The sequence below is a fragment of the Acidithiobacillus sp. TH-A67 genome (assembly GCF_057473545.1).
The window spans coordinates 1-17,577 of record NZ_JBYCKU010000045.1 but is presented as its reverse complement, the minus strand read 5'-3'; the positions used below and the strand labels follow the sequence as shown (position 1 = coordinate 17,577).

Annotated in this window: 33 protein-coding genes; 1 reads left to right on the top strand and 32 read right to left on the bottom strand. The window is 58.2% G+C overall.

The window, feature by feature from the left end:
• Window positions 1-453 (bottom strand): single-stranded DNA-binding protein, encoded by a 453-nt coding sequence (gene ssb, locus AC2VNM_RS07095; RefSeq protein ID WP_483165706.1) that lies wholly within the window; start codon window positions 451-453, stop codon window positions 1-3.
• A gap of 81 nt (window positions 454-534) precedes the next feature.
• Between ssb and uvrA the strand changes: the two genes are divergently transcribed.
• On the top strand, window positions 535-3,348 hold the full coding sequence (uvrA, locus tag AC2VNM_RS07090) for an excinuclease ABC subunit UvrA (RefSeq protein ID WP_486913069.1): 2,814 nt from the start codon (window positions 535-537) through the stop codon (window positions 3,346-3,348).
• Window positions 3,349-3,389: 41 nt separating this feature from the next.
• Here the strand turns inward: uvrA and rplQ are convergent, their stop codons facing one another.
• From rplQ to AC2VNM_RS06935, 31 genes are read right to left on the bottom strand one after another with little or no spacing between them, the layout of a single operon-like run.
• The gene (gene rplQ, locus AC2VNM_RS07085; protein WP_215871567.1) at window positions 3,390-3,761 is read right to left on the bottom strand and encodes a 50S ribosomal protein L17; all 372 of its coding nucleotides are present in this window, start codon (window positions 3,759-3,761) and stop codon (window positions 3,390-3,392) included.
• A 32-nt stretch (window positions 3,762-3,793) separates the two neighbouring features.
• Window positions 3,794-4,804 (bottom strand): DNA-directed RNA polymerase subunit alpha, encoded by a 1,011-nt coding sequence (locus tag AC2VNM_RS07080; RefSeq protein ID WP_483165708.1) that lies wholly within the window; start codon window positions 4,802-4,804, stop codon window positions 3,794-3,796.
• Window positions 4,805-4,826: 22 nt separating this feature from the next.
• On the bottom strand, window positions 4,827-5,453 hold the full coding sequence (gene rpsD / locus AC2VNM_RS07075; protein WP_483165709.1) for a 30S ribosomal protein S4: 627 nt from the start codon (window positions 5,451-5,453) through the stop codon (window positions 4,827-4,829).
• An 18-nt stretch (window positions 5,454-5,471) separates the two neighbouring features.
• Window positions 5,472-5,867, bottom strand: a complete 396-nt coding sequence (rpsK, locus tag AC2VNM_RS07070; RefSeq protein ID WP_215871570.1) for a 30S ribosomal protein S11 — start codon at window positions 5,865-5,867, stop codon at window positions 5,472-5,474.
• An 18-nt stretch (window positions 5,868-5,885) separates the two neighbouring features.
• Entirely contained in the window at window positions 5,886-6,242 is a 357-nt protein-coding gene (gene rpsM / locus AC2VNM_RS07065; protein WP_483165710.1) for a 30S ribosomal protein S13, read from the bottom strand.
• Window positions 6,243-6,286: 44 nt separating this feature from the next.
• Window positions 6,287-6,400 (bottom strand): 50S ribosomal protein L36, encoded by a 114-nt coding sequence (rpmJ, locus tag AC2VNM_RS07060; protein ID WP_215871572.1) that lies wholly within the window; start codon window positions 6,398-6,400, stop codon window positions 6,287-6,289.
• A gap of 11 nt (window positions 6,401-6,411) precedes the next feature.
• A complete protein-coding gene (gene infA / locus AC2VNM_RS07055) occupies window positions 6,412-6,630 on the bottom strand; it encodes a translation initiation factor IF-1 (RefSeq protein ID WP_215871573.1) in 219 nt (72 codons plus the stop codon).
• Between the two features lie 4 nt (window positions 6,631-6,634).
• On the bottom strand, window positions 6,635-7,291 hold the full coding sequence (locus tag AC2VNM_RS07050) for an adenylate kinase (protein ID WP_483165711.1): 657 nt from the start codon (window positions 7,289-7,291) through the stop codon (window positions 6,635-6,637).
• 2 nt (window positions 7,292-7,293) lie between these two features.
• On the bottom strand, window positions 7,294-8,631 hold the full coding sequence (secY, locus tag AC2VNM_RS07045) for a preprotein translocase subunit SecY (protein WP_483165712.1): 1,338 nt from the start codon (window positions 8,629-8,631) through the stop codon (window positions 7,294-7,296).
• A gap of 2 nt (window positions 8,632-8,633) precedes the next feature.
• Entirely contained in the window at window positions 8,634-9,071 is a 438-nt protein-coding gene (gene rplO, locus AC2VNM_RS07040) for a 50S ribosomal protein L15 (RefSeq protein ID WP_486913068.1), read from the bottom strand.
• Window positions 9,068-9,253 carry a 50S ribosomal protein L30 gene (rpmD, locus tag AC2VNM_RS07035; RefSeq protein ID WP_483165714.1) on the bottom strand — a complete coding sequence of 62 codons (186 nt, stop codon included), beginning with the start codon at window positions 9,251-9,253 and terminating at the stop codon, window positions 9,068-9,070. The genes rplO and rpmD overlap by 4 nt, the downstream gene beginning before the upstream one ends.
• A complete protein-coding gene (gene rpsE / locus AC2VNM_RS07030) occupies window positions 9,246-9,779 on the bottom strand; it encodes a 30S ribosomal protein S5 (RefSeq protein ID WP_483189431.1) in 534 nt (177 codons plus the stop codon). Before rpsE ends, rpmD begins: the two co-directional genes overlap by 8 nt.
• Window positions 9,780-9,792: 13 nt before the next feature.
• A complete protein-coding gene (rplR, locus tag AC2VNM_RS07025) occupies window positions 9,793-10,146 on the bottom strand; it encodes a 50S ribosomal protein L18 (protein WP_483165716.1) in 354 nt (117 codons plus the stop codon).
• An 11-nt stretch (window positions 10,147-10,157) separates the two neighbouring features.
• On the bottom strand, window positions 10,158-10,682 hold the full coding sequence (gene rplF, locus AC2VNM_RS07020) for a 50S ribosomal protein L6 (protein WP_483165717.1): 525 nt from the start codon (window positions 10,680-10,682) through the stop codon (window positions 10,158-10,160).
• A gap of 9 nt (window positions 10,683-10,691) precedes the next feature.
• Window positions 10,692-11,087, bottom strand: a complete 396-nt coding sequence (rpsH, locus tag AC2VNM_RS07015) for a 30S ribosomal protein S8 (protein ID WP_483165718.1) — start codon at window positions 11,085-11,087, stop codon at window positions 10,692-10,694.
• Window positions 11,088-11,094: 7 nt separating this feature from the next.
• Window positions 11,095-11,280: a type Z 30S ribosomal protein S14 gene (locus tag AC2VNM_RS07010; RefSeq protein ID WP_215871582.1), complete on the bottom strand. Its 186-nt coding sequence runs from the start codon at window positions 11,278-11,280 to the stop codon at window positions 11,095-11,097.
• A 13-nt stretch (window positions 11,281-11,293) separates the two neighbouring features.
• Window positions 11,294-11,836: a 50S ribosomal protein L5 gene (gene rplE, locus AC2VNM_RS07005; protein WP_483165756.1), complete on the bottom strand. Its 543-nt coding sequence runs from the start codon at window positions 11,834-11,836 to the stop codon at window positions 11,294-11,296.
• 14 nt (window positions 11,837-11,850) lie between these two features.
• Complete coding sequence (rplX, locus tag AC2VNM_RS07000; RefSeq protein WP_483165719.1) at window positions 11,851-12,171, bottom strand: 50S ribosomal protein L24; 321 nt, start codon at window positions 12,169-12,171, stop codon at window positions 11,851-11,853.
• Window positions 12,172-12,180: 9 nt separating this feature from the next.
• On the bottom strand, window positions 12,181-12,549 hold the full coding sequence (gene rplN, locus AC2VNM_RS06995) for a 50S ribosomal protein L14 (RefSeq protein ID WP_215871585.1): 369 nt from the start codon (window positions 12,547-12,549) through the stop codon (window positions 12,181-12,183).
• Complete coding sequence (rpsQ, locus tag AC2VNM_RS06990; protein WP_483165720.1) at window positions 12,546-12,821, bottom strand: 30S ribosomal protein S17; 276 nt, start codon at window positions 12,819-12,821, stop codon at window positions 12,546-12,548. The genes rplN and rpsQ overlap by 4 nt, the downstream gene beginning before the upstream one ends.
• A complete protein-coding gene (rpmC, locus tag AC2VNM_RS06985; RefSeq protein WP_483165721.1) occupies window positions 12,818-13,015 on the bottom strand; it encodes a 50S ribosomal protein L29 in 198 nt (65 codons plus the stop codon). The genes rpsQ and rpmC overlap by 4 nt, the downstream gene beginning before the upstream one ends.
• Complete coding sequence (gene rplP / locus AC2VNM_RS06980; RefSeq protein ID WP_483165722.1) at window positions 13,012-13,428, bottom strand: 50S ribosomal protein L16; 417 nt, start codon at window positions 13,426-13,428, stop codon at window positions 13,012-13,014. The genes rpmC and rplP overlap by 4 nt, the downstream gene beginning before the upstream one ends.
• Window positions 13,429-13,439: 11 nt before the next feature.
• Window positions 13,440-14,102 carry a 30S ribosomal protein S3 gene (rpsC, locus tag AC2VNM_RS06975; RefSeq protein ID WP_483165723.1) on the bottom strand — a complete coding sequence of 221 codons (663 nt, stop codon included), beginning with the start codon at window positions 14,100-14,102 and terminating at the stop codon, window positions 13,440-13,442.
• A gap of 11 nt (window positions 14,103-14,113) precedes the next feature.
• On the bottom strand, window positions 14,114-14,446 hold the full coding sequence (rplV, locus tag AC2VNM_RS06970; RefSeq protein WP_483165724.1) for a 50S ribosomal protein L22: 333 nt from the start codon (window positions 14,444-14,446) through the stop codon (window positions 14,114-14,116).
• A 10-nt stretch (window positions 14,447-14,456) separates the two neighbouring features.
• On the bottom strand, window positions 14,457-14,732 hold the full coding sequence (rpsS, locus tag AC2VNM_RS06965) for a 30S ribosomal protein S19 (protein ID WP_215871591.1): 276 nt from the start codon (window positions 14,730-14,732) through the stop codon (window positions 14,457-14,459).
• A gap of 20 nt (window positions 14,733-14,752) precedes the next feature.
• Window positions 14,753-15,577, bottom strand: a complete 825-nt coding sequence (gene rplB / locus AC2VNM_RS06960; RefSeq protein ID WP_215871592.1) for a 50S ribosomal protein L2 — start codon at window positions 15,575-15,577, stop codon at window positions 14,753-14,755.
• Window positions 15,578-15,595: 18 nt separating this feature from the next.
• Window positions 15,596-15,889 (bottom strand): 50S ribosomal protein L23, encoded by a 294-nt coding sequence (gene rplW / locus AC2VNM_RS06955; RefSeq protein ID WP_483165725.1) that lies wholly within the window; start codon window positions 15,887-15,889, stop codon window positions 15,596-15,598.
• Complete coding sequence (gene rplD, locus AC2VNM_RS06950; protein WP_480082222.1) at window positions 15,886-16,503, bottom strand: 50S ribosomal protein L4; 618 nt, start codon at window positions 16,501-16,503, stop codon at window positions 15,886-15,888. The genes rplW and rplD overlap by 4 nt, the downstream gene beginning before the upstream one ends.
• A 14-nt stretch (window positions 16,504-16,517) precedes the next feature.
• A complete protein-coding gene (rplC, locus tag AC2VNM_RS06945; RefSeq protein ID WP_483165726.1) occupies window positions 16,518-17,150 on the bottom strand; it encodes a 50S ribosomal protein L3 in 633 nt (210 codons plus the stop codon).
• 10 nt (window positions 17,151-17,160) lie between these two features.
• Window positions 17,161-17,469 (bottom strand): 30S ribosomal protein S10, encoded by a 309-nt coding sequence (rpsJ, locus tag AC2VNM_RS06940; protein WP_215871596.1) that lies wholly within the window; start codon window positions 17,467-17,469, stop codon window positions 17,161-17,163.
• Complete coding sequence (locus tag AC2VNM_RS06935; protein ID WP_486913070.1) at window positions 17,469-17,564, bottom strand: EF-Tu C-terminal domain-related protein; 96 nt, start codon at window positions 17,562-17,564, stop codon at window positions 17,469-17,471. The genes rpsJ and AC2VNM_RS06935 overlap by 1 nt, the downstream gene beginning before the upstream one ends.
• Window positions 17,565-17,577: the final 13 nt, after the last annotated feature.

The window sequence follows — 17,577 nt, the reverse complement described above, 5'->3', positions numbered from 1 at the left end:
TCAGAAGGGTATGTCATCATCTTCAAACTGCTCCACCGGAGGACGCGGAGAGCTCTTGGCCGCGCTTTGCGGAGCAGCATAGCTTTCCTGCTGGCCGTCGTCGAAGTTCGCGGTGCCGCCACCGCGCCCCCCCACTAGCTGCAGGCGATCACCCACAATCTCGGTAGTATAGCGCTCCTGGCCTTCCTTATCGGTCCATTTGCGCGTCTGCAGGCGTCCCTCGACGTAGGCCATGCTACCTTTTTTCAGATATTCGCCAGCAATCTCCGCGGTGCGCCCAAACAACACCACGCGGTGCCACTCCGTGCGCTCCTGGCGATTGCCCTCGCGATCCTTGAAGGTTTCCGACGTGGCCAAATTGAGATTGGCAATGGCCCCGCCGCTGGGCTGATAGCGCATCTCGGGGTCACGCCCCAAGTGCCCGAGTAGTATGACTTTATTCACTCCCGCCATGATTTCTCTCCTGATAACCGGGGACGCGCGTCCCGATAGCCCGTATACTATCCCATTCTGACGGCCAACAAAGCAAACGGCATGGATCATATCGAAATTCGCGGTGCCCGCACGCACAATCTCAAAAATATCAGCCTGCGCCTGCCCCGCGACCAACTCATCGTGATTACCGGCCTCTCCGGCTCTGGCAAGTCCTCGCTGGCCTTCGACACCCTCTACGCCGAAGGGCAGCGCCGCTATGTGGAGAGTCTTTCGGCCTATGCGCGGCAGTTTCTTTCCCTGATGGGCAAGCCCGATGTCGATGCCATTGAGGGACTGTCGCCTGCCATTGCCATCGAGCAGAAATCGACCTCCCACAATCCGCGCTCCACGGTTGGCACCGTCACCGAAATTCACGATTATCTGCGCCTCCTCTATGCCCGCGTGGGTACACCGTGGTGCTGTGGCGAACCGATTCAAAGCCAGAGCATCGCCCAGATGCTCGATCAGATCCTCAGCTGGGAAAGTGGTACCCGCATCCTGGTTCTGGCCCCCGTACTCCGCGATCGTAAGGGCAGCCACGAGGAGATTTTCCAGGGGTTACGCGCCCGTGGTCTGGTGCGCGCCCGGGTCGATGGACAACTTTGCGAGCTGGAAGAGCTCCCGGTGCTGGATCCCAAACGCAAGCACAGCATCGAAGCGGTGGTCGATCGCCTGGTCCTGCGCGACGATGTTCGGGGACGTCTAGCAGAATCACTGGAGAGCGCGATGGCCATGGGCGACGAGGAGGCGATCGTAGTCAACCTAGGCGAAGAAAAGGAACATTTTTTCTCTGCCCGCCACGCCTGCCACCAATGTGGCCGATCCTTCCCTGCCCTCGAACCACGGCTCTTTTCTTTCAACAACCCGGCAGGCGCTTGCCCTCGTTGCGATGGGCTCGGTGAAATCAACATCTTCGATCCTCAATTGATCATCCCCAACCCAGCGCTGAGCATTGCCGATGGTGCGATTGCGCCCTGGCGACAACGCCAGAATGATATGCATCCAGTGTTGCACGCCCTGGCCCATCGTCTTGCTTTTTCTCTGGAAAGCGCCTGGAAGGAACTACCCGATACGGTGCAGAATATTCTTCTATACGGTTTCTCCGAGCCCTTGGCGATCCGTGGACGCAACGGCAAAGCGGAAACCCAGCGTTTTTCCGGAGTCATCCCCACCCTGGAAAAACGACTGCACGAAACGCAATCGCAGCTGTTACGCGAGGAGCTCCTGCGCTTCATGGGCCGCCTGCCCTGCCCCGACTGCGGCGGTAGTCGCCTACGTCCCGAGGCGCGCATGGTGCGCGTCGGGGCACTCGCTGTGCATGAGTTTTCCGCCCTGTCGATCGGCAAGGCCGTGCGCTCTATCGAAGAGCTCCAGCTTGCTGGAAAGGAAGCGGCCATCGCCGAGCGGATCCTCAAGGAGATCCATGATCGCCTGCAGTTTCTCATGGACGTCGGGCTGGACTACCTGACCCTCGACCGCTCCGCCGAGACCCTGTCCGGTGGCGAAGCACAGCGCATTCGTCTCGCCTCTCAAATCGGTGCCGGCCTGGTCGGCGTCATGTATGTCCTGGATGAGCCTTCCATCGGCCTGCACCAACGGGACAACGATCGCTTGCTGCAGACCCTGAAACGCCTGCGCGATCTGGGCAACACTGTAATCGTGGTCGAACATGATGAGGATGCCATCCGCGCCGCCGATTATCTGGTCGATATGGGCCCCGCTGCTGGCGTGCATGGCGGCGAGGTGGTGGCCAGCGGTCATCCGGCAAGCGTGGCCCGTAGCGCAGCTTCCCTGACCGGGAAATACCTACGCGGAGAACTTTGTATCGCCACGCCCGAACGTCGCCGTCCGCCAGACAACGAGCGGATATTACGGCTCGTCGGCGCGCGTGGACGCAATCTGCGCGAGGTAACTCTGGAAATCCCCCTCGGGCTCTTCACCTGTGTCACCGGGGTCAGTGGTTCCGGCAAATCCACGCTGATCAACGACACCCTTTTCCCGGCCTGCTCTCGCCGGCTGATGAACAGCCATCTCACCCCCGCCCCATATGAGCAGCTCCTCGGGTTGGAGCATCTCGACAAGGTCATCTCCATCGATCAGAGCCCCATCGGGCGCACCCCGCGCAGCAATCCGGCGACCTATAGTGGACTTTTCACTGCCGTGCGGGAGCTCTTTGCCGGGACCAATGAGGCCCGCGCGCGCGGCTATGGGCCAGGTCGTTTCAGTTTCAATGTCAAAGGCGGGCGCTGCGAGGCCTGCGAAGGAGAAGGCGTTTTACGCGTGGAAATGCACTTTCTCCCCGACGTCTATGTCGAGTGCGACGTCTGTCACGGACGGCGCTACAAACACGAGACCCTGGAGATCCACTACAAGGGAAAGTCCATCCACGATGTGCTGCAGATGACGGTCGAGGAAGCCGCGGAATTTTTCGCGCCAGTGCCGAGCATCGCCCGTAAACTGGGAACCTTGCTCGACGTTGGTCTTGGTTATATTCAACTGGGTCAGTCCGCAACCACCCTTTCTGGCGGCGAAGCGCAACGGGTGAAACTCGCGCGCGAGCTTTCCCGTCGGGACACTGGTCGCACCCTCTACATCCTCGACGAACCGACCACCGGCCTACACTTTCACGATATCGCGATGTTGCTGAGCGTACTGCAGAAGCTCGTTGACGCCGGCAACAGCGTGGTGGTCATCGAGCACAATCTCGACGTCATCAAAAGCGCCGACTGGGTCATTGATCTCGGTCCCGAGGGCGGCAACGGCGGCGGCCAGATCATTGCCGAAGGAACGCCGGAACAACTGATGATGGCGCAACATTCTCATACCGGCCACTATCTAGCGCAACACCTGACAACAGAAGCAGGAAAGGGCTGAGAGCAGCCAGGCTCCCAGCCCTTTTGCGGGACGCTGTCTCGTCAGGAAGCGCTGGCTTCGCGATCCACCAGCTCAACGATTGCGAGCGGCGCGTTGTCACCCGCACGAAACCCGTACTTGACAATACGCAGATAGCCACCAGGCCTTGCCTTGTAATGCGGACCCAGTTCATCAAAGAGTTTGACCACGGCCGCGCGATCACGAAGACGAGAAAACGCGAGACGCCGCCGCGCCACCGTAGGCTCCTTGGCCAGGGTAATCATCGGCTCGGCAAAGCGTCGCAGTTCCTTGGCCTTGGGTAAGGTGGTGACGATTCGCTCGTGCGCAAAAAGCGAGACCATCATATTGGCGAACATCGCCCGCCGATGGCTGCTGTTACGATTCAGTTTTTTTCCACTATTGCCATGACGCATGACGTCACACTCCCCAAATAAAAAGTAACGACTCAGTCTGCCTCGACGGCATCTTTATTACCCAGCGGTGGTAAGCCCTCGGGCGGCCAATTCTGCAGGCGCATCCCTAAGGAAAGCCCTTTGCCGCCGAGGATCTCCTTAATCTCTGTCAGAGATTTACGACCGAGATTCGGCGCCTTCAAGAGCTCATTTTCCGATTTCTGCACCAGATCACCGATATAGAAGATGTCCTCGGCCTTCAGGCAATTCAGCGAACGCACGGTCAACTCGAGATCATCCACCGGCCGTTCCAGCAGGGGCATCAGATCCTCGACCACAGCAACTTTCCGCAGCTCTTCTACGGCGGGCATCTCGCCACCAACGAAGACGTCCAACTGTTGGCGGAGTATGCGTGCCGCCTCCTGAATGGCAGCCAGTGGCTCAATTGTACCATTGGTTTCGACGTCAAGGATCAGGCGATCAAGATCGGTACGCTGTTCCACCCGAGCACTCTCTACCTGAAAACTGACGCGACGCACCGGGCTAAAGCTCGCATCGAGAGCCAGGACGCCGATCCGTTTTTCGTGGTCACGCAGGCGCGTAGCGGCCGCCTGATAGCCACGCCCAAAGTCGAGGCGCAAGTGCATCACCATCTCGACGTCCCGGGTGATGGTCGCAATGACGTGCCCGGGATTCGCCACCTCGACTCCATGCTCGGCGACAATATCGGCACCCGTGACGGGCCCGGGTCCCCGTTTGCGCACGGTAATGGTCTGCGACTCCTGACGGTGGCTACGGATCGCCAGCTGCTTGAGATTCAGGAGAATGTCCACGACATCCTCCTGCACCCCTTCCAGACTGGAGTATTCGTGCAGAACGCCCTCGATTTCGACCTCGGTAACTGCAACGCCTTTCAGCGAGGAAAGGAGAATCCGCCGCAGTGAATTACCGAGAGTGTGCCCAAAACCACGTTCTAGAGGACCCAAACTGACGCGGGCGGAATGCGCACCGGTCGTTTCGATTTCGTAATTCTGCGGACACAACAGCTCGCCAACTTCAGCCATAAATAATCCTCGTTGCTCCATATTACTTGGAGTAGAGTTCCACCACCATCTGCTCGTTCAAATCCTGCGGCATTTCGTCGCGCACGGGGACGGCCTTGATAGTGGCACTGAGTGCCTTGGTATCGACGCTGAGCCACTCGGGGTAGCCACGACCTTCTGCTGCCTCAACAGCGCCCAGAATACGCGCGTGTTCCTTAGCCGCCGCGGTAACCGCTATGACATCACCGGCGCGAACTTGATAGGACGGAATGTCCACTCGCTTGCCGTTGACCGTCACGTGGCCATGCCGCACTACCTGGCGAGCTTCGGCACGCGAAGAGCCAAAGCCTGCACGATAGGCAATATTGTCCAGCCGCAACTCCAGGAAACGCAAAAGCAGCTCGCCGGTCACGCCCTTCTTCTGAGAGGCTGCAGCGAAGTAGCGCCGGAACTGCCCCTCAAGAATACCATAGACACGCCGCACCTTTTGCTTTTCGCGCAACTGCGTACCGTATTCACTGACGCGCCCACGGCGTTGCCCGTGTTGACCCGGCGCATAGGCCCGGACCACGACTGGACACTTGTCAGAGAAACACTTTTCACCCTTCAGAAAGAGCTTGCCACCTTCGCGCCGGCACTGACGGCAACTGGGGCCGGTATATTTAGCCACTACCTACCTCCAAAAAAATCAAACACGCCGCTTTTTGGGCGGACGGCAGCCATTGTGTGGGATCGGCGTCACGTCGCGAATGCTGGTGATGCGAAAACCAACGGAATGCAGGGCACGTACTGTGCTCTCTCGCCCGGGTCCCGGGCCACTCACCTCGACATCCAGGTTCTTCAAACCGTATTCCTGCGCTCGGCGTCCGGCATTTTCCGCCGCGACCTGAGCGGCAAACGGAGTGCTCTTCCGCGAACCGCGGAAGCCGGACCCGCCCGAGCTGGCCCACGCCAACGCATTGCCCTGCCGGTCGCTGATGGTGATGATAGTATTATTGAAGGAGGCGTAAATATGCGCGACGCCATCCACAACGTTCTTCTTGACTTTCTTCCGTACGCGCACGTTCGTTTGTGTCTTTGCCATGCTATCGATCCTTCAGCTTCAGCGGGCGATGGGCTTCGCCGGACCCTTACGGGTACGTGCGTTGGTCTTGGTCCGTTGACCATGTACTGGGAGACCGCGGCGATGACGGATACCGCGATAGCAGCCGAGATCCATGAGCCGTTTGATGCTCATAGTGACTTCCCGGCGCAGGTCGCCTTCAACCACATACTTAGCGACCTCGGTGCGAATGCGTTCGAGCTCGCCTTCGCTCACATCTTTTACGCGAACCGCGGTATCGACCTCTGCCGCCGCAAGAATATCGCGGGACCGAGTGGCTCCAATGCCGTAAATATACGTCAAGGCGACACCGATCTGCTTGTTGTTCGGAATATTGACACCAGCAATGCGGGCCATTCCCTACTCCTTCCCATTCATCATAGCCAACCCCATCACCACACTCACCCCTGCCGCTGCTTATGCCGCGGTTCGACGCAAATCACTCGGACGACACCATTACGCCGGATGATTTTGCAATTACGGCAAAGCCTTTTCACCGATGCCCGAACTTTCATGGAACGCCTCCTTACTTGGCGCGATAGGTGATGCGCCCCTTGCTCAGGTCGTAAGGCGTCATCTCCACAGTGACCTTATCTCCAGGCAGAATCCGTATGTAGTGCATACGCATCTTCCCAGAGATGTGTGCATTGACCACAAAACCATTTTCCAAACGCACCTTAAAGGTTGCGCTTGGCAGGTTTTCTATGACTTCTCCCTGCATTTCGAGAGTGTCTTCCTTGGCCATCCCTTTACCTCAACAAAACCCGAATACGGTCGGTGACCGCCGCACTGCTACCGGTGCCATCCACCTCAGCGTACCCGGCCCGAGCGCGGTAGAAAGAAACCAGCGGCGCCGTCTCGGCTGCGTACACCGCAAGCCGATGCCGAATTACCTCAGGCTGGTCATCGTCCCGCTGAAAGAGTTCGCCACCACACCGGTCGCATCGTCCCGCAACCTTTGGCGGCTGGAAACGCACATGGTATATGGCACCACAGTTGCGACACACACGCCGCCCGGACAGCCGATCGACAATTTCCTCATCATCAAGCACAATGTGCAGGACATGCGCAATCGACAAGACACCGCTGCGAGCGAGCAAATGGTCGAGCCCTTCAGCCTGCACCACCGTGCGCGGGAAACCGTCGAATATAACTCCCTTCTGCGCGTCGCCTTCCTGCAGCCGTTCAGACACAATGCCTAGTATGATCTCGTCACTGACCAAAGCGCCAGACTCCATCACCGCCTTGGCTCGTTTACCCATCTCGCTGCCGGCAGCAACAGAGGCGCGGAGCATATCACCAGTCGAAACATGAGGCAAGCCCAACTCGGCGGACAACACCTTGGCCTGGGTACCCTTGCCCACGCCCGGGGCGCCGAGCAGAATAATGTGTCCAATATCCGTCATAGTTATCGCTTACCTTGCTGGCCGCTCTTCCGCAGCAAACCTTCGTACCGATGGGTAAGCAAATGGCTCTGGATCTGTGCCATCAGGTCCATCATAACGACGACGACGATGAGCAGGCTCGTACCACCAAAGTAAAACGGCACGTTGTATTCCGTGATCAGGAACTCTGGCAACAGACACACCACGGTGAGGTAAATAGCTCCCCACAGGGTGAGACGGCTCAAGACCCGATCCATATACTTGGATGTCTGCTCTCCAGGCCGCAGTCCGGGAACGAAGGCGCCGGACTTCTTCAGGTTATCAGCGGTTTCGCGCGGGTTAAACACCATAGCCGTGTAGAAAAAGGCAAAGAATACGATGGCAATAGTGAATACCACATCGTACAAGGTGGTCCCGGGACTCAACGCCTGTCCAATCCGAGCCAACCACTCCATGCCAGGCACATTGGCAAACCAGCCGGCGAGAGTAGCAGGTAGAAGCAGTATACTGGTAGCGAAGATCGGCGGAATCACCCCGGACATGTTCACCTTGAGGGGCATGTGGGTGCTCTGCCCGCCATAAATCTTCCGTCCTACTTGCCGCTTAGCGTACTGAATTGGGATACGTCGCTGTGCGCTCTCCATAAAGACGACGAAGGCAAGAACCACCAGGGCCAAGACAAAAATGGCCAGAGCAAAGAGCGGCTGAAACTGGCCGGTACGCACGAGCTCCAACATGGTGGCAAGGGCCTGGGGTAGGCCAGCTACGATCCCCGCAAAGATGATGAGGGAGATACCGTTACCAATGCCACGTTCAGTAATCTGCTCGCCCAGCCACATCAAGAATACTGTACCCGCCGAAAGGGTGATCGTAGTCGTAAAAAGAAACAGTGGCCCGGGATCGATCACCACCGGTACCGAGCCGCCATGCATCTTCTCAATGGCAACGGCAATACCTAATCCTTGCAGGAGCGACAACACCACAGTGGCGTAGCGAGTGTATTCGGTAATTTTCCGCCGCCCCGCTTCCCCCTCCTTTTTCAGCTCTTCCAGCTGTGGGATAACCGCCCCGCCCAACTGAAAAATGATGGACGCACTGATATACGGCATGATGCCCAACGCAAAAACCGTGAGTCGCGATAGCGCGCCTCCGGAAAACATGTTGAACATACCAAGGATGGTTCCCTGTTCCTGGTGGAAAAAGGAAGCCATCGCCGCAGGATCAATACCGGGAACGGGAATATGTGCGCCGATGCGGAAGACCAACAACGCCCCGAGCAAGAAGAAGATTCGTCGCCGTAATTCCGCGATATTGCCCGCACCCTGCGCGGCATTGCTCAGTGCGCCGAGGGTGTTGGCCATACTTATTCCTCTACCTGACCGCCAGCGGCCTCAATGGCCTGCCGCGCGCCGGCGCTGACACGCAGGCCTTTAACGGTGATCGCGGCTTCCAGCTTGCCCGTCCGGATGACTTTGATCTGAACGGCATCACCGCGGACAAAGCGGCGCAGCCGCAGAGCTTCGGCATCCACCATGCCGCTGATTGCGGCGCTGGCGAGCATGTCGAGGGTCACTTCGACCACCAGCGAAGCACCGGCATTGCGAAAACCACGTTTCGGAATGCGCCGCTGCAACGGCATCTGTCCACCCTCAAAGCCGACTTTGTGGTAGCCGCCAGAACGGGCGTGCTGTCCCTTGTGGCCCCTTCCCGCGGTCTTGCCAAAGCCGCTACCAATGCCACGACCGACCCGCACACGCTCCTTCTTGGCGCCTGGCGCAGGTGCAATGGTATTCAATTTCATGACTGTTCTTCCCAACGTAAGAGATACGGGATTTTCTGAATCATTCCGCGAACCTCAGGGGTATCGCGAAGTTCGACGCTGTGACCGGTACGTCGCAAGCCCAGACCACGAACCGTGGCGCGGTGCTTTTTCGTAATCCCGATCAGACTGCGGACCAAGGTAACCCGTAGGGTCTTACTCATTTTCAGACCCTCCATGTTCGCGAATTTCCCGCAACGTCTTGCCACGCTTCATGGCAATGGACTGAGGACTCGCCAGTTTGGAAAAGGCATCAAAGGTTGCACGCACGACATTGATGGGATTATTGGATCCCAACGATTTGGCCACGACATTGCGTAAGCCCACCGCCTCACACACCGCGCGCATGGCACCGCCGGCGATGACACCGCTACCCTCGGGGGCCGGCCGCAGAATGACACGAGCCGCGCCATGACGCCCTTCCACCGGAAACGGGATGGTGCCCCGCATCAACGGCACCTGGGTGAGATAACGGCGGGCCTGATCGGTGGCTTTCTGGATACCAGCAGGAACTTCCTTGGCCTTGCCCCGCCCAAAACCGACCTTTCCATCTCCGTCACCCACCACCATCAAGGCGGCAAAGCCAAACTGGCGCCCACCCTTCACCACCTTTGATACGCGATTGATGTGAATGAGCTTTTCCAACATTCCATCACCCGGCTGTTGGCTTTCGCGATTCTCTCTTGCCATTGTCAATACTCCGTCAGAAGGACAGGCCGCTTTCGCGTGCTGCCTCGGCGAGGGCCTTTACCCGGCCGTGGTAGCGATAACCGCTGCGGTCAAAAGCGACCTCGGTAATCCCCAGACCTTTGGCCTTTTCTGCCACGCGCTTACCGATGAGGGCCGCGCTATCGGTACTAGCACCATTCTTAATGGTAGCACGCACATCTTTCTCCAACGAAGAGGCCTGGGTGAGTACCCGCCCTTGGGCATCGTCGATGATTTGCGCGTAGATATGCTTGCCGGAACGATAGACCGACAAGCGCAGCTTGCCCTGTCCGGCAATGCGGGCGCGGGTCTTTCTGGCCCGACGCAACCGGCTGATATTCTTGTCCATTGCTGATCCCCTCACTTCTTCTTGGCTTCTTTGCGCCGGACTTGCTCACCGGCATAGCGCACGCCCTTGCCCTTATAAGGCTCCGGCGGCCGATACGCGCGGATATCTGCAGCAACCTGCCCGACCATCTGCTTATCCACGCCGCGGATGACGATTTCCGTCTGCGTCGGCGTCTCGATAGTGATCGACTCCGGGACCGGGTACTCAACCGGGTGGGAAAATCCAAGGCTCAGACCCAGCGTCTTACCCTTGGCCTGAGCTCGATAGCCAACGCCAATGATTTCCAGCTTGCGCTCAAAGCCCTGGGACACACCATGGACCATATTGGCCAACAACGCACGCGTGGTACCCGCGTGATGCACGACATCTTCTTGCCAATTGATACTCGCCCTGTCGCCTTCGACGTGAATTCCGACACCGTTTTGCAAGGCCATGGCGAGCTGCCCCTTGGGGCCCTTCACGGTGACTTGACCGGCGTCAATCCGAACCTCGACGCCCTTGGGCAAACTGACTGGTTGTTTCGCTACGCGTGACATGCTTCCCCCTTACGCGACGACGCAGAGCACTTCGCCGCCGATACCCTCGGCTCGCGCGGCGCGGTCGGTCATGATACCGCGCGAAGTGGAGACGATGGCGATACCATAGCCGTCGCGCACCCGTGGCAGCTCTTGCGCACCGCGGTAAATACGCACACCGGGACGGCTGATCCGCCGAATCTCGGAGATTACTCCTTCCCCTGCATAGTACTTTAAAGTAATCCGCAGGCTGGGATGACCGGCGAGGGTATCGTCTGCGACTTCCGCGATGTAGCCTTCGTCTAGTAGTACCCGAGCGATCGCCCGTTTCAGCTTGGACGCTGGGATCTGGACAGAATTCTTGCCCACTGCCTGCGCATTACGAATGCGCGTCAGCATATCTGCGATAGGATCTGTAATACTCATCTTTCCCTCACCAACTGCTCTTCACGATGCCGGGAATGTTGCCGGCCGAAGCATGCTTCCGCAGGCAAAGACGGCACAGTCCAAACTTGCGATAGTAACCATGGGCGCGACCACAAAGCTGGCAACGGTGGTAGGCACGTACGCGAAATTTCGGCGCCCGCGCTGCCTTGGCGATCATCGATTTCTTTGCCATAACTTTGCTCTCCTCAGGCGCGGAACGGCATTTTGAAAGCCTTGAGTAAACCCAGGGCCTCCGCATCGTTCTTGGCAGTGGTCGTAAAGGTCACGTCCATTCCTCGCAGTCGGTCGATTTTGTCGTACTCGATCTCCGGGAAAATGATCTGCTCCTTTACCCCCATCGAATAGTTTCCCCGGCCATCGAAGGATTTCGGCGACAGGCCGCGAAAATCGCGGATTCGGGGGATAGCAATACTCACCAAGCGATCCAGAAATTCATACATGCGCTCACCACGCAAGGTCACCATGCAGCCGATCGGATAGCCGTCGCGAATCTTGAAGGCCGCAACAGACTTCCGCGCCTTGGTGACAATCGGTTTCTGACCGGCGATCTTCGTCATATCACCAACGGCAGCCTCGAGCACCTTCTTATCGCCGACCGCCTCACCGACCCCCATGTTGATGGTGATCTTTTGCAGGCGCGGAACCTCCATGACGCTTTTAAAACCGAACTCCTGAATCAGCCGCGGTATGATCTGATCCTTGTATACTTTTTGCAACCGTGCTTCCATCTTCACCTGCCCCCTCAATGCTTCGCCAGCTGTTCGCCGTTGCTTTTGAATACGCGAACCTTGCTGCCATCGGCGAGGAACTTGAAACCAACGCGGTCGGCCTTACCCGTAACCGGGTTGTAGATCGCGAGCTTGCACAACTGCACCGGCGCTTCCTTTTCTACGATACCACCACCGTTACCCATACGATCCGGGCGTTGATGCCGCTTGATCATATTGACTTTTTCCACGATGGCGCGGCCTTCCTCCGGCAACACGCGCAATACCTTGCCACGTTTGCCCTTGTCCTTACCGCTGAGCACCACCACTTCATCGTCCTTGCGAATCTTGCTCATGCTCAACTCCTACAACACTTCGGGCGCGAGCGAAATGATCTTCATGAAATTGGCGCCACGCAGCTCGCGGGTGACCGGGCCAAAAATACGCGTGCCAATCGGCTGCAACTGATTGTTGAGCAGCACCGCAGCGTTGTTGTCGAAGCGGATCACCGAACCGTCCTCGCGACGAACGCCCTTGCGAGTACGCACAATGAGGGCATTGTAAACATCACCCTTCTTGACCTTACCGCGCGGTGCCGCGTCCTTGATGCTGACCTTGATGACGTCACCAATATCCGCGTAGCGCCGGTGCGAGCCGCCGAGCACCTTGATGCACATCACCTCTCGAGCGCCGCTGTTGTCCGCCACGGCTAGCCGACTCTGCATTTGAATCATGATGCGACTCCTTCCGCAATGGCATGCCCAACTACCGACACCAGACGCCAGGTCTTGGTCTTGGAAATCGGCCGGCATTCTTCAATGCGCACGGTATCACCGATCTGGCAACTGTTGTCCTGATCGTGAGCGTGGAATTTCTTCGACCGCCGTATGTACTTCTTGTACAGCGGGTGCTGAATACGATGCTCGACAAGGACGACAATGGTCTTATCCATCCGATTGCTGACCACGGTGCCCACCAGACTCCGAGGATTCTGTTCTGTGCTCATTGGCTCACCTTCGCCTTCTTCGTGATCTCAGTACGTATCCGTGCTATGTCGCGACGCACGCCGCGCAAGCGGGCAGTGTTCGCCAGCTGCCCGGTGCCATGTTGCATACGCAGTTTGAACTGCTCTTCGAGGAGTGCAAGCAACTGGGTCTGACACTCAGACACCGATAGCTGGCTCAAATCTTGTCCTTTCATCCCATCACCCGCCGTTCTACCACGATGGTCTGCACCGGCAGTTTGGCAGCTCCGAGCCGCAGAGCCTCGCGTGCTACCTCTTCCGTTACGCCTTCCATTTCATACAAAACCTTACCGGGCTGAATCAACGCCACCCAGTATTCCGGATTTCCTTTGCCCTTACCCATACGCACTTCAGCGGGCTTTTTGCTGATCGGCTTGTCGGGGAAAACCCGCACCCAGATCCGTCCTCCACGGCGTACATGACGGTTGATGGCACGCCTGGCGGCCTCGATCTGCCGCGCCGTGACGCGCCCGCGCGTTGTCGCCTTGAGACCATACTCACCAAAGCTCACTTTGTTGCCGCGCGTGGCGAGGCCGCGATTGCGACCCTTGTGCTGTTTGCGAAATTTGGTCCGTTTTGGTTGCAACATCACCGCTCTCCTTACTTCTGCGCGGCAGCAACGCTAGCTGCGCTGCTCCATTCGAGAATTTCGCCCTTGAAGATCCAGACCTTGACGCCAATGATGCCATAGGTCGTCTTAGCCTCGGCAAAGCCGTAGTCGATGTCTGCGCGGAGGGTATGCAGAGGAACGCGTCCCTCGCGGTACCACTCGGTCCGCGCGATCTCCGCACCGCCCAAGCGACCAGCACAGTTGATCCGCATTCCCTGGGCGCCAAAACGCATCGCGTTGGTAACGGCTCGCTTCATTGCCCGACGGAACATGATCCGCCGCTCCAACTGCTGAGCCACGTTCTCGGCGACCAGCTGGGCATCCAGCTCTGGCTTGCGAATTTCTTCGACATTGACGTGCACTGGAATCCCCATGCGCTTTTGCACTTCCGCACGCAGATTCTCAATATCCTCGCCCTTCTTGCCAATGACTACCCCGGGCCGCGCCGTGTGCAGCGTGATACGCGCACTGCGCGCGGGCCGCTCAACCGTGATATCAGAGATCGCCGCGCCACTCAGGCGCTTGCGAATGAAATCACGGATACGGATGTCTTCGAGCAACTTGTCTTTGAAATCTGCTTTTCCGTACCAGCGCGAGTTCCAATTCTTAATGATTCCCAGACGCAGTCCGATTGGATTCGTTTTCTGACCCATACTTTCCTCGCTTACTGTTCGGCTACGACAATGGTGATGTGGCTGGTACGCTTCAAAATCCGCGTGCCGCGCCCCTTCGCACGGGCCGCGAAGCGCTTCAACACCGAACCGCCATCAATCATGATCGATTCGACCACCAAGGCATCGACATCGGCACCTTCGTTGTTCTCGGCATTGGCGATGGCGGACTCCAGGCATTTGCGAATCGGCAACGCCGCCTTTTTCTGGGTAAAACGCAGGATATCCAACGCCTTATCTACCGGTTTTCCGCGCACCAGGTCAGCAACCAGTCGAGCCTTTTGCGGCGACATCTGCAATCCTTTCAATACTGCCGTTGATCTCATCTCAGTGTCCTCAACGCTTGGCTTTCTTGTCGGCGACGTGGCCCTTGAAGGTCCGAGTCAGGGCAAACTCGCCGAGCTTGTGCCCCACCATGTTCTCGTTGACCACAACGGGAATGTGCTGTTTTCCGTTATGGACGGCAAAGGTCAAACCGATAAAATCGGGCGTAATGGTGGAACGACGCGACCAGGTCTTGATCGGCTTGCGACTGTTGCTCGCCTGAGCTTCCTGGACTTTTTTGTCGAGATGCTGGTCCACGAAAGGACCCTTCTTGATGGAACGTGGCACGACGAATTCCTCTCCCCTGATCAGGACTTCCGGCGGCGGACGATCATGCCGCTGGTACGTTTGTTGCGACGGGTACGATACCCCTTGGTCGGCTGCCCCCAGGGCGACACCGGATGACGCCCGCCCGAGGTGCGGCCTTCACCACCACCGTGTGGATGGTCGACCGGGTTCATGGCGACGCCACGCACCGTGGGACGGATACCGCGCCAGCGGGTAGCACCGGCCTTGCCCAACTGCCGCGTCCCATGCTCGTCGTTGCCGACAACACCCAATGTGGCGCGGCAGGATACATGAATTTTGCGCACTTCACCAGAGCGCAGTCGAATCTGCGCGTAATCTCCTTCACGCGCCATCAACTGCGCGGAGGCGCCAGCCGAGCGGGCGATCTGCCCGCCCTTGCCAGGACGCAATTCGATATTGTGGACCACACTACCGACTGGAATCTTGCGCAGCGGCATGCAGTTACCGGGACGCACCGGCGTCTCCTCGCCAGAGATCAGGGTGTCGCCAGCGGACACGCCTTTGGGAGCAAGGATATACCGGCGTTCGCCGTCGGCGTAACAGAGCAGGGCCAAATGGGCGCTGCGGTTGGGATCGTATTCGATCCGCTCCACCTTGGCAGGTATGTCATTCTTGTTACGACGAAAATCAACCAGACGATAATGCTGACGATGCCCACCACCGGCGTGCCGGCGCGTCACTCGTCCATTGTGGTTGCGACCGCCAGTATGTGCCTGGCTGGAGGTCAACGCTTTGACCGGAGCGCCCTTGTGCAGCTCCGGATTGACCACCTTGATGACGAAACGACGTCCGGCGGAGGTCGGTTTGGTTCGTACGAGAGCCATCTTTATCCCCTATCTCTCTCAGGCAATGCCAAGGTCGATGCTGTTGCCTTCGGCAAGGCGCACGTAGGCTTTCTTCCAGGAAGAGCGACGCCCGGCATGGCGTCCCATACGCTTCGCCTTACCCGCGTAGTTCAGCGTCTGTACGGACAGTACACTGACTTGGAACAGCCGTTCGACCGCAGACTTGATCTCGCCCTTGCTGGCGTCTCGCGCGACCCGAAAGGCGTACTGATTTGCTGCCTGGGTCTGCATGGTGCTTTTCTCGCTCACGATCGGCGCAAGCAAGACCAGAAACTGACGTTCGTTATTCATCCATACACCTCCGCAAACTTGTTGGCGGCGGCGGCGTCCATCAACACTCGCCCGTAACGCAGGAGGTCTGCGGGACCCACATCCTGCCACTCGGCCAAGCCGACGTGCGGAAAATTCCGCAGCGACAAAAAGAAATTGATCGGCGCTTCTGCCAACACTACCAGCACGTCATCACCACCCGCGGCTTGCAACCAGGTCCGCCCGTGCTTGGCCTTGGGTTCGGCAAAATCTTCTGCGGCGATGATCTGCAAACGATCTTGCCGAAGCAGCTCCGCCAGCGCACTGCGCATGGCACCGGCCCACATTTTCTTGTTGACCTTCTGCTTGTAACTTTGCGTCACGCCAGGAAAGGCGCGACCACCGCCGCGCCAGATGGGACTCCGGATACTACCCGCACGCGCACGACCGCCACCTTTCTGTTTCCAAGGCTTGCGACCGCCGCCACGAACGGCGGCACGATTCTTCTGCACCGCCGTACCGCTACGCAGACCCGCTAATTGCGCGACCACCACCTGATGCAGTAACGCTTCGTTGTAGGGCGCGTCGAACACGGCGTCCGCCAGCTCTACCTTTTCACCCTTGCCACTACTAATATGAATACTTTCTACTTCCATCGTCGTGCTCCCGTTTACCCGCGCACGGTGGGACGCAGTACAACATCCCCCTCGTTAGCGCCGGGCACACTACCCTTGATCATCACGAGGCGCCGCTCGACATCGACACGTACGACCTCGAGATTCAGAGTCGTTACCCGCTCGTTGCCCAAATGCCCAGCCATCTTCTTGCCTTTGAATACCCGACCTGGAGTCTGACGACAACCAATGGAGCCCGGGGCACGGTGGGATAGCGAATTACCGTGGCTGGCGCGATTACTGCGAAAATTGTGACGCTTGATGGCACCCGCAAAACCCTTACCCTTGCTGACACCTGTCACGTCAATCCGCTGTCCCACAGTGAACATATCCAGCGACAGCTCTTGTCCAGCTTGATAAGAACCGGACTCATTCAGCCGAAACTCACGTAAAAAACGGCGCGGCTCAACGGCAGCCTTACGAAAATGTCCGGCTAGCGCAGAGCTCAAACGTTGTGGCCGGACGCTGCCTACGCCGACCTGGATCGACTCGTACCCGTCGCTGTCTTTGCTCTTTACCTGGGTCACGACGTTTTCTGCGACGTGGATAACGGTAACCGGAACCACCTTGCCACCTTCGCCAGCCACCCGCGTCATACCGATCTTGCGACCTATCATGCCGATCGTCATTATTTTCTCCTTACAGCTTAATCTCTACATCAACTCCCGCCGCAAGGTCGAGCTTGATGAGCGCATCGACGGTCTTGTCGTTGGGGTCGAGAATATCCATGAGCCGCTTATGAGTGCGTTGCTCGAACTGGTCACGGGCATTTTTGTCCACATGCGGCGAACGCAGCACGGTGAAGCGCTCGATCTTGGTGGGCAACGGAATCGGACCACAGACCCGCGCGCCGGTGCGGCGCGCGGTCTCGACGATCTCCGCAGCAGAGATGTCAAGCATCCGGTAGTCGTAAGACTTCAGGCGAATACGAATCTTGGAACCTTCCATCACTCCACCACCTTCGAAACGACGCCGGCGCCGACGGTACGGCCTCCTTCGCGCACTGCAAAACGCAGCCCATCTTCCATCGCGATCGGGGCAATCAGCGTGACCTTG